The following is a 10,392-nucleotide window of genomic DNA, read 5'->3' as shown; positions in this document are numbered from 1 at the left end:
CTCGATCGGTCACTTTACCTAGGCAAAAAGGTTCCATTTTTGCCCATTGGGCATCAGTAAGTATGTATCTATCCATAGTACTATTATAAATTAATCAGTAGCCTTTGTTAATTCTCAACAAGCCCTAATTTATATCAACGATTTTTTTTGCTGTTAATGTTAACGCATCATCAACTTGGCATTTTCCTGCCGAAAGGCTTTTAAAATTTGCTGTCCCGCTCGTCCAGTAGGGCTTAAACCTAAACGAATTTGCTCCTGTCGAATCGCTTGACGAGTTTTATCACCAATCAAACCATCCACCGCGCCAATATCATAGCCACGATTCAGTAAAAACTGCTGAATTTCACGACGTTCAGAACGTGAAGTGCCTGCATCATCGGTTGGCCAAGTTGTACTAAACCCGCCTTGCCCTTGTAAGCGGTCTGACAAATGCGCAATCGCCAATGCATAACTTTCTGCAGCATTATAACTATAGATTGCATCAAAGTTTTTAAACACTAAAAATAGTGGACCATTTTCGCCAGCGGGCGCCATCAGCCCCGCTTGCGAACTAGAGGATAAATTGCCTTGAACTAACGCTGAGCCATCTGCACGTACCAAGCCATTTTGCATCCAGTAAGATAAGGACTTCTTATTACGACGACTTTCTCCACTCAGAGAGATCGCTTGCGGATTTTTTACTTCAAATCCCCAAGGCTGCCCAGTTTGCCAGCCGCGTTTTTTGAGGAAATTGGCTGTTGATGCCAAAGCATCTGTGGTACTCGACACCAAATCACGGCGTCCATCACCATCAAAATCGACCGCCAGCTCTTCATACGTCGATGGCATAAACTGGGTATGGCCAAACGCACCTGCCCACGAGCCTTTCAGTTGTGATTCTGTTAAATCGCCACGCTGTAAAATGCGCATAGCGGCAAAAAACTCACCACGGAAATAGCTTTGGCGGCGCCCCTCACAGCTCAATGTGCCTAGAGCTTGTAATAATGGATATTTACCTGAAATATCACCAAAATTACTTTCCACGCCCCACACAGCAACCACGGTCTCCGCAGGCACACCATACGCTGCCGCAACGCGATTTAGCACTTCACGATGCTGCGCCAATTTTTGCTGACCTACTGCAACACGCTCATCATCCACCAATCCTGACAAATAATCCCAAATCGGCGTGGAAAATTCAGGTTGGTAATTTAATTTTTCAATCACAGAATAATCAGGCGTTAAATTTTGCGTGTAGCGATCATAAGTGGACGCAGACACACCATTCGCCATCGCTTGGCTTTTTAAATTGGCAATACAGCTTTGAAATGAATTCTGAGGACTATAATCGGAAGTTGCGACATTTGAACTGCCTGTAACTTTTTGACCATTAATAATGAGCTCAGCATTCGCCTGAGTCGCCGCTAAAAAAAATGAACCTAAAAGAAAAGCAAAACGGTGCATAAAATTCCTAATGATTCTTTATCTCTAAATTATGCTTTTTACCTTAACACTTTCGATTTCACTTTTCTGAATCAAAACGTAAATGAATATTCATTCTGGTTTAAATTCAAAACGATCTTTTAAATTTAAAACCACTTATCCACAGCACCCACATCTCAACTTTTGAATTCAAAAGCAATCCCTGACTCAACAAGTACTTTAAATTCAATCATCTTGTTTTAAATTCATTTATCCACAAGTTTTATTTAACATTAATAATCAAAAATATAAAGAAATAAACCACCACAACTAAAGCTCAATATTTTTAAATTCAAAACTTTAAATTCATCTCACAGACTTTAAATTTATTGTTTTGAATTTAAATTCAAACAACATCAAAACATTTAAATTCATTTTAAATTTAAACGCTCGATTTAAATTTAAAACTCACTTTTGAATTCAAAATTTTACTTCTATTTTTTAAATTCAAAATAGACTTAAAAAGATATCCACACACCCAAGTTGATAGAGATCTCTGCTATTTCAGCATTTTTTAGGTGAACATCAGTGTCACATTCAATTGTGGGCTCTGTTTTAAAACGTGCATCTCTGTACAAAACTCGCTTTATTTTGCTTTCAGTTTATTTTTCTATGCGCTAATTTTATTTAAACGGATAAAAAACACGCAATTTATTTTAATTTTGATCCGATTAACGGTCACTTTTTTCAAAGAGGCGCAATCATGCCTGAATGAGTCCAAATAAAAAAGCGACCACTTTTGTGATCGCTTTTTTTAACAACAACTGAAGCTTTAGATGGTCATATCTTCGCTCAGTGCCAAGGGATTTGGTAAGATTTTAGCCAACTGGCGACATAGCATCGTGAGTTGAGCGGTATCATTCGGCATTAAAGTCAGGTGACCAATCTTACGACCTTCACGTTCTTCCTTATTATAAAGATGTAGATGTACACCTTCTAAGGCCAAGACTTGTTCAGACTGTGGATACTGACCAATAATATTGATCATGACCGTAGGGCGAACCACTTCAGTTGAACCCAAGGGTAAGCCTGCGACTGCACGAATATGGTTTTCAAACTGAGAGCATACTGCGCCTTCAATCGACCAGTGTCCTGAATTATGCACACGTGGCGCCATTTCATTGGCATACAAACCTTTGTCTGTGACAAACAGTTCTAAGGTCAACACGCCAACATAATTCAAATGATTCAATAGGCGAGTGATGTAGTCTTGTGCAACGGGTTGTAAGTCCGCACTATTCGGTGCAGGAACAATCGAGTGCGACAAAATACCATGATGGTGATGGTTTTCAGCCAATGACCACGTTTTCACATCGCCATTTTGACCACGTACCGCAATGATCGAAACTTCACGCGAGAAGGTCACAAAGCTTTCTGCAATTAAACTTCCAGCAGGGCCTAATTCAGCCCATGCTTGTTCAATTTGTTGTTCAGAGCGCAATACAAACTGACCTTTGCCATCATAGCCACCTGTGGCTGTCTTCAGCACAATCGGTAAGCCTAGCTCAGCAACCGCAGCACTTAAACTTTCTAGTGAATCTACCGCTTTATAAGGCGCAACAGGAATCTCAAGCGCATCAAATAAAGCTTTTTCAGACAAGCGATGCTGTGCAATAGCTAAAGCCTGACGCGGCGGATGCATATCTTTTTGCTTGGTCAAAACATCAACATCGGACAAAGGTGTATTTTCAAACTCAAGGCTGAAGACATCTGCACTGGCAATAAAATCTTGTAAACCGTTTTCAGTTTTGCTTGAAATCACCGTTCCTAAAGCCGCTGAAGGGCAGTCTGTACTCACATCAAAGAACGTACATTGAATATTCAGTGGCAAAGCCGCTTGCGCCATCATGCGACCCAGCTGCCCACCACCAAAAATACCGATGGTTTTATTCATGAGGAATGCCCCGTATTAAGCTTGGCCTGGAATATTGTTGCTTGCGACTTTGTCGGTTTGTGCAGCACGGAAATCGGCTACATTTTTTGCAATTTCAGGACGTGTCAGACCTAAAATTTGTGCTGCCATAATCGCGGCATTGGTTGCGCCTGCTGGACCAATCGCCAAAGTACCCACTGCAATACCTGCTGGCATTTGCACAATCGATAACAGTGAATCGACACCGTTTAAAATCGAAGACTTCACTGGCACACCAAGTACAGGCAAATCAGTTTTTGCCGCACACATTCCTGGTAAATGCGCCGCACCGCCTGCACCCGCAATAATCACTTGAATACCACGGTCACGTGCTTGCTCTGCATATTCAAAAAGACGATCTGGCGTACGGTGCGCAGACACAACTTCCGCTTCAAATGGGACACCAAGTTGCTTAAGCATATTGGCAGTGTGTTCGAGAGTGGCCCAATCTGATTGAGAACCCATGATAATTCCAACGAGAGGAGTGTCTTGTGAAGCGGCCGCATTCATTGCAATGTTTCCAGAGATAGTTAAGAGAGATAAATCTCGACTAGCGCCAAGCTTTAATAAGAGCCCCGTATTATAGACTGATTTTTCAGCTCTCCAAAATTTAACCGTACAACTAAATGCAGATTTTTCTTGTTTTTTTATCGAGTAGCATAAAACTTAAATAAAAAGAGGACTGTAGCCTCACTTTTTGATTTATTGGCTGCGAAAAACAAAATAAACACAACCAAATAAACACAGTCCTGCCCACAAATAATCGAGCTTAAAAGGCTGTTTAAATAAGAAAAGCATAAACGGTACAAAAACCAATAGCGTCACCACTTCTTGGGTGATTTTCATTTCGCCCATTGACCAGCCTTGCTGTGACAGCATACGGGTCGCAGGAATCATAAAACTGTATTCCACCAACGCGATGAACCAGCTAAATAAAATGGCTTGCCAAAGCGGCACACCCGGTAAAAGTTTTAAATGTCCATACCATGCGAGTGTCATAAAACAGTTGGCAATAATCAATAAAATAAAGGGCAGGGACATGAAGCAAAATCGCCGAATTCAGGAGCATTTTATTCTACGTTTTTTGCTAAAAAATTCAGCAAATATTGCACTTTTCAGCCGACTTTTTTACAAAATAAAAGCGGTGTTCAAGCCGCAGAATAATTAAACGATTAGATACAAGAATCACTATCTTTTCGCTAAGCGCCTTGCTATGGTTGCTTTCACATCGAATTAATCACGACAACAGCACCAACAATACGTGATGTGTCTATAAAAGCAGTGGAGTGAGGCGGAATGCATCTGCATATTTTGGGTATTTGTGGCACCTTTATGGGGTCTTTAGCGCTTTTAGCACGTGATCTTGGCCACACAGTGACAGGTTCGGATCTAAATGTTTATCCTCCCATGTCCACCCAGCTCGAAAATGCAGGCATTACCTTAATGCAAGGTTATGACCGCAGTCATTTACAACCTCATCCTGATTTGGTCATCGTCGGCAATGCGATGAAACGCGGGATTGATGCCGTTGAATACATGCTCAATGAAGGCTTGCCCTATATTTCAGGCCCACAATTTTTGGCCGATCATGTGCTCCAAGGCAAACACGTACTTGGTGTAGCAGGGACCCACGGTAAAACCACCACCACCACCATGTTGGCTTGGGTATTGGATCAGGCAGGTTTAGAGCCAGGTTTCCTGATTGGCGGTGTACCGTTAGGTTTCTCTGAAAGTGCGCGTTTAGGTGCTGGCAAATACTTCTGTGTTGAAGCCGATGAATATGATTCTGCCTTTTTCGACAAACGTTCGAAGTTCGTGCATTACCATCCCAAAACAGCCATTTTAAATAACCTCGAATTTGACCATGCCGACATTTTTGATGATCTAGCAGCGATTCAAAAACAATTCCATCACTTGGTTCGTACCATTCCAAGTGAGGGTCGTATCATTGCGCCTATTACTGAAAGCAATATTGATGAAGTTTTAGAGCAGGGCTGTTGGACACCCGTGGTTCGTACCTCTTTAGAGGCTCACGACAAGTCTGAATTGTATGCCGAACAACTCAGTGCTGATGGTTCACATTTTAAAGTACTCCAACACGGCGTGGTAAAAGGCGCAGTGCAATGGAACATGACAGGGCAGCACAGTGTGGCCAATGCTTTGGCGACTATCGCTGCGGCTGAACATGTTGGCGTGAGCATTGAAACAGCGTGCGAAGCACTGTCTAACTTTGGTGGCGTGAAGCGCCGTATGGAGCTTTTAGGCACGGTGCGTGGTGTTGAAGTGTATGATGACTTTGCCCATCACCCAACCGCAATTGATACTACGCTAGAAGGCGCACGTAAGCGTTTAGGCGAGCGTAAGTTGTGGGCGATTATTGAACCTCGTTCAAATACCATGCGCATGGGAAGCCATAAAGATGGACTCGCACACTCTGCACGTTTGGCCGATGAAGTGATTTGGTATCAACCAGAAGGTTTGGACTGGGACTTGCAACCTGTCATTGCGGCTGCACCCAACAAGGCCGTGGTCGCACGTACATTAGATGACATTATCCATACCATCGTCAGTGATGCAGGCGAGGGCGATGCGGTTGTGATCATGTCCAATGGTGGCTTTGGTGGTTTACACCAAAAATTGATCAGTGCCTTAAACGCAGAATAAGTTGTTCTCACTTAGACGAAAAAACCCGCATATGGCGGGTTTTTTTACAAGCGTATCTAATTAAAAACCAGACATCGTACCCGTATATTCAAAGTCTTTTAGTTTTGACCAACCTTGAACCGTGTCTCCCAAGCGTTTGCTGAAATACATGATCGAAACCCACTGTTCTTGGCCATCATCATAGGTGCTATAAGCAGTGATATGGTCATTTTTAATCATAAACAGATCTTTGATTTTACAAGCATTGCTCGGTGCTGAATGAAAATACACTCTGGTTGGAGCAATCACTTTCATGCCCCAACGTGGAATAATCTGAACTTCTTTTTGTTCTGCCTTTTCCTCAAGTTTTACACAATCTTCAGCATGTAATAAAGGGGCAACTGAACTGAATAGGGCAATAGATAAAAGCGTCTTCATATACTTTAATTTCACCATCATTCAGCGCTGCAAAACACAAAATAGAACTGTAATGGCAGCTATATCGATCTCATTTTAGTTTAACGCTTAGAACCGCGATGAATGCTGTGAACAATTAAGCCGCGACATCTTCAAAACTTTTCTCACGGCGAAACATCACATCGACATAAGAGCAGGTCGGGATAATCTTCAGGTTTTTCTCACGTGAAAAATCAACCAGAGTATCCAACAGCAAACGCGCCACACCTTGACCTCGCAGTGAATCATCGACCCAAGTATGGTTGGCATCGATGGTTGTGTCATCCCGCCAAATATAACTAATTTCAGCAATGCGCTGACCTTCTGCATTATTTAAAAAAAACTCACCTTTTTGATCGCGATCTACATGTTGAAATTGCATAGCACACTCGTTGAATGGATTGATTTATCGTTCTCTATCTTAGTGAAATAAAACATCATGAATAGATGGATCTTTGTCGAATACCGATTTGGAAAAAGGGCACAAAGGTAAAATTTTCACGCCCTTATCACGGGCAAAGTTAACCAAAACATCCAATAACTGACGCCCCACATGTTGCCCACGGAGCAACTCACTGACCCAAGTGTGATCAATAATAAATTTATCATCCCCAGCCCAACTATAAGTCATTTCCGCCACACGCTCGTTTTCTTGCTCAACAAAAACTTCGCCTTTACTACCTGTTTCTTGATGTTGAATTTTCATTATTATTCCTCTAGCTGATTATGCTACTTTTTTAGCTTGCCACAAATTGAAGCAAAATTTTGTCTCATTTATATTTCATCTACAATTTTCTTTAATATTTGCTCAAACCATAAAAATATGCGATGCTTAGCTCACTTTTGGATCAAATCCAAAACCAAATTTATGTTGAACAAGGGGAGTAGCCTCCTCCAAACGTGAAAAATCAATGCCATGCATAACTTTCACGTGTCAGATTATCGTCATTACACTTTGCAAAAAGTCGGTATCTGAGCATTTTAGCGCACAAAATACATACGCTAAAATGTAGGCAAGACCTTGATCATGTTGTCACAGATGTTTTATTTCATCTGGCAGCAGGTCAAGGTTTTTTTGTGGCCGATTGCTGGATGTGGAGGATTTCATGGAATCTATCGGCAATTTATGGCTATACCTTGCTTTTTTCGGCATTGTTACCGTGATGCTACTGATCGACTTTTTAGGCTTTAAACAAAAAGAAGGCCAAGAAGTTAAAATCAAAACCGCCGCTTTATGGAGTATTGCGTGGGTTTCCGTCGCATCACTCTTTGGTGCAGGTCTCTGGCTGTATTTACAACAAACTGCAGGTGTTACTGTGGCCAATACAAAGGTCATGGAGTATTTTGCAGGTTATTTACTTGAAAAATCTTTAGCCGTTGACAACGTCTTTGTCTGGCTGATGATCTTTGCTGCTTTTGCCATCCCACCTGCATTACAACGCCAATTACTGCTTTACGGTGTCTTGGGTGCGATTATTCTACGTACCATCTTTATTTTTATTGGCGCGTGGTTCGTACAAGAGTTCTCATGGATTCTGTATATCTTCGGTGCGTTCTTGGTGTATACGGGCTTCAAATTCTTCAAAGGACAAAACGAAGAAGAAACCAATATCGAAGATATGGCGATATTAAAATGGCTACGTAAACATATGCGGATTACCCCGCAACTGCATGGCAACAAGTTCTTTGTCCGTCAAAACGGGATGTTATGGGCAACGCCGCTGTTCTTGGTGTTGATTCTAGTTGAAGCGTCGGATGTGATTTTCGCGGTGGACTCCATTCCTGCAATTTTCGCGGTGACTTCTGATCCGTTTATTGTGTTAACTGCAAACTTAATGGCAATTTTGGGTCTACGTGCGATGTTCTTTTTGTTGTCTGGTGCAGCAACCAAGATGCATTATCTCCCGTATGGTTTAGGTATTATCTTGGTATTCATCGGCTTTAAGATGCTCATGTTGGATGTGTTCCATATGCCAATTTGGATTTCACTGGGCTTTATTGTGTTGGTGCTGACCATTACTGCAATCTTGTCGATTCGATACAGTAAGAAACATCATCAAACCACCCTCTAATGTTTAAAAAAAGCCTTCCTCTGGGAAGGCTTTTTTATGACCAAATTTTAGTATGCACAAGACTTAATCCTATGATTTTCTGTGCAAATGCACTGTACTTTATGCAAACAGCTCCCTATGATAAGCGGGCTTAAAACCCTTGGTTTTACCAGTAAAAATAAAAGAACCTGAAGGTTGCTCATCCATGCGTACCAAAAAATTAACTCTTGTTGTAGTGCCCGTTTTACTCACGGCATGTAGCGGTTCTAAAACCCTACAACAGGATGTTTACAATAACCAATACAACTGCTACCAAGACTGGCATTTTGAACTGTGCGAACCTGCTAACGAAAATGGCGAATCGAGCTATAATGGCTCTACTGGGGTTTATATCGGCCCTCAATATTATAAGAACAACCGTAAAGTCCGTTACATGGGCCAAGTCTTGAAAGCTCGCGGACGTCATTCGACGGGCGCACCCAGAATCTCAACTCATGTTTTTAGCCATGCCAAATCCCAGCCCATTCGTGGAGGCTTCGGCCGTGGCGGAGGCTCGTTCGGAGGTTAATACATGAAACGAGTTCTACTGCCTGAGCGAGCAAACTGGCAACAGGCGCATCAAGAGATTGGTTTTGACTACTACAACTTGCCGTCGCGGGATGGTTCAATGTATTGGTCAGAAGGGGTCGCCTATGAGTTTAGCCTCAAGCAAATTGAACAGCTTGAAGATGCCTCGAACGAATTACACCAGATGTGCCTTGAAGTGGCAGGGGATATGATTCAACGCGGTCATTATCCCGAATATTTTCAAATTCCCCCAGCAGCGATTCCTTTGATTGAGCACTCATGGAAAAACCAAGCGCCGATGCTGTATGGCCGTTTCGATTTTGCCTATGATGGCCAAGCCATCAAAATGCTGGAATACAATGCCGATACGCCAACGGGTTTACTCGAAGCCTCTGTTGCACAGTGGCATTGGATTGAACAGGTCGAAAATATTGCAAACCGTGATCAGTTCAACAGCATTCATGAAAAGCTGATTGAGCGCTGGAAACAGCTCTATCCTACGCGTAGCCGTGTCCATTTCGCAGCCTGTCAAGAAGCAGGGCGTGAAGATTGGGGCAATTTAGAATACCTCATGGATACTGCTTTTCAGGCAGGCTTAAATGTCAGCGAACTGTCGATGGAAAACATCGGTTGGAATGGCACAGCCTTTGTCGATTTGCATCAGCAAGAGATTCAGCATTTATTTAAGCTGTATCCATGGGAATGGATTTGGGAAGAAAATTTTTCACAGTTTCTCAAACCTGAAACTGAATGGATTGAACCGTGTTGGAAAATGCTGCTCTCCAATAAAGCCCTGTTGATCGAGCTATGGAAACGCTTTCCAAATCATCCATTGTTATTAGAAACCCATGCTTATGATGCGCAGGTCCACTATGCAGGGAAATGGGTGCGTAAGCCCATCTTAGCGCGCGAAGGCGCAAATATTCATATCCTACAAAACAATGTCGATTGTGGCGCAGCTTCAGGTAGTTTTTACTTTGATGACTACGACAAATATGGCTATGTCATGCAACGCTGGGTAAAAACTCCGTTGCATGAAGGCATGCTGCCCACCTTGGGACTTTGGATGGTCGGAGATGAATGTGCGGGGATGTCACTGCGTGAAGATGTGTTTGATGTGATCGGCAATGATGCGCATTTTGCTGCGCATTATTTTGTGGAATAAAGAGGCGCTCTAGGGTCTGTTGAGAATTACCGAGAGTTAATTAAACTCGCGCACAGTTGAATCATGGCTTCAAAACTCGTATCTGTTTTACAACTACGCATCGCTATACGTTTAAATTCTTTTAACTTACAGAAATA

11 protein-coding genes are annotated in these 10,392 nt (G+C 42.3%); 4 read left to right on the top strand and 7 right to left on the bottom strand.

Translation table 11 applies throughout. The annotated features are described in order from the left end of the window. Positions 1–159 precede the first annotated feature (159 nt). The 4 genes from MF4642_RS15750 to MF4642_RS15735 form a co-directional block, all read right to left on the bottom strand. On the bottom strand, positions 160–1,443 hold the full coding sequence (locus MF4642_RS15750; protein WP_078426805.1) for a lytic murein transglycosylase: 1,284 nt from the start codon (positions 1,441–1,443) through the stop codon (positions 160–162). Between the two features lie 790 nt (positions 1,444–2,233). Further along, positions 2,234–3,355 carry a 5-(carboxyamino)imidazole ribonucleotide synthase gene (locus tag MF4642_RS15745; protein ID WP_078426804.1) on the bottom strand — a complete coding sequence of 374 codons (1,122 nt, stop codon included), beginning with the start codon at positions 3,353–3,355 and terminating at the stop codon, positions 2,234–2,236. A gap of 15 nt (positions 3,356–3,370) precedes the next feature. Then, positions 3,371–3,883, bottom strand: a complete 513-nt coding sequence (gene purE, locus MF4642_RS15740; protein ID WP_004697498.1) for a 5-(carboxyamino)imidazole ribonucleotide mutase — start codon at positions 3,881–3,883, stop codon at positions 3,371–3,373. Between the two features lie 192 nt (positions 3,884–4,075). Further along, a complete protein-coding gene (locus MF4642_RS15735) occupies positions 4,076–4,414 on the bottom strand; it encodes a DMT family protein (RefSeq protein ID WP_078426803.1) in 339 nt (112 codons plus the stop codon). Between the two features lie 255 nt (positions 4,415–4,669). Between MF4642_RS15735 and mpl the strand changes: the two genes are divergently transcribed. Further along, a complete protein-coding gene (gene mpl, locus MF4642_RS15730) occupies positions 4,670–6,037 on the top strand; it encodes a UDP-N-acetylmuramate:L-alanyl-gamma-D-glutamyl-meso-diaminopimelate ligase (protein ID WP_078426802.1) in 1,368 nt (455 codons plus the stop codon). A 60-nt stretch (positions 6,038–6,097) separates the two neighbouring features. Here the strand turns inward: mpl and MF4642_RS15725 are convergent, their stop codons facing one another. From MF4642_RS15725 to MF4642_RS15715, 3 genes are all read right to left on the bottom strand, one after another. Continuing rightward, on the bottom strand, positions 6,098–6,475 hold the full coding sequence (locus MF4642_RS15725; RefSeq protein WP_078426801.1) for a hypothetical protein: 378 nt from the start codon (positions 6,473–6,475) through the stop codon (positions 6,098–6,100). A gap of 94 nt (positions 6,476–6,569) precedes the next feature. Further along, the gene (locus MF4642_RS15720; protein ID WP_058870643.1) at positions 6,570–6,854 is read right to left on the bottom strand and encodes a GNAT family N-acetyltransferase; all 285 of its coding nucleotides are present in this window, start codon (positions 6,852–6,854) and stop codon (positions 6,570–6,572) included. A gap of 39 nt (positions 6,855–6,893) precedes the next feature. Beyond that, positions 6,894–7,178 (bottom strand): GNAT family N-acetyltransferase, encoded by a 285-nt coding sequence (locus MF4642_RS15715; protein ID WP_062031177.1) that lies wholly within the window; start codon positions 7,176–7,178, stop codon positions 6,894–6,896. A 400-nt stretch (positions 7,179–7,578) separates the two neighbouring features. On the opposite strand from MF4642_RS15715, the gene MF4642_RS15710 reads away from it, so the two are divergent. From MF4642_RS15710 to MF4642_RS15700, 3 genes are all read left to right on the top strand, one after another. Further along, positions 7,579–8,544, top strand: a complete 966-nt coding sequence (locus tag MF4642_RS15710; RefSeq protein ID WP_058952475.1) for a TerC family protein — start codon at positions 7,579–7,581, stop codon at positions 8,542–8,544. Between the two features lie 184 nt (positions 8,545–8,728). Further along, positions 8,729–9,091, top strand: coding sequence for a hypothetical protein (locus MF4642_RS15705; RefSeq protein ID WP_078426800.1), 363 nt, complete (start codon positions 8,729–8,731; stop codon positions 9,089–9,091). 3 nt (positions 9,092–9,094) lie between these two features. Continuing rightward, positions 9,095–10,255, top strand: a complete 1,161-nt coding sequence (locus tag MF4642_RS15700; RefSeq protein ID WP_078426799.1) for a glutathionylspermidine synthase family protein — start codon at positions 9,095–9,097, stop codon at positions 10,253–10,255. Positions 10,256–10,392 lie beyond the last annotated feature (137 nt).

The organism is Acinetobacter sp. MF4642 (genome assembly GCF_002018925.1).
GTDB classification, from domain to species: Bacteria; Pseudomonadota; Gammaproteobacteria; order Pseudomonadales; family Moraxellaceae; genus Acinetobacter; species Acinetobacter johnsonii.
This window is presented reverse-complemented; position numbering and strand designations above follow the sequence as displayed.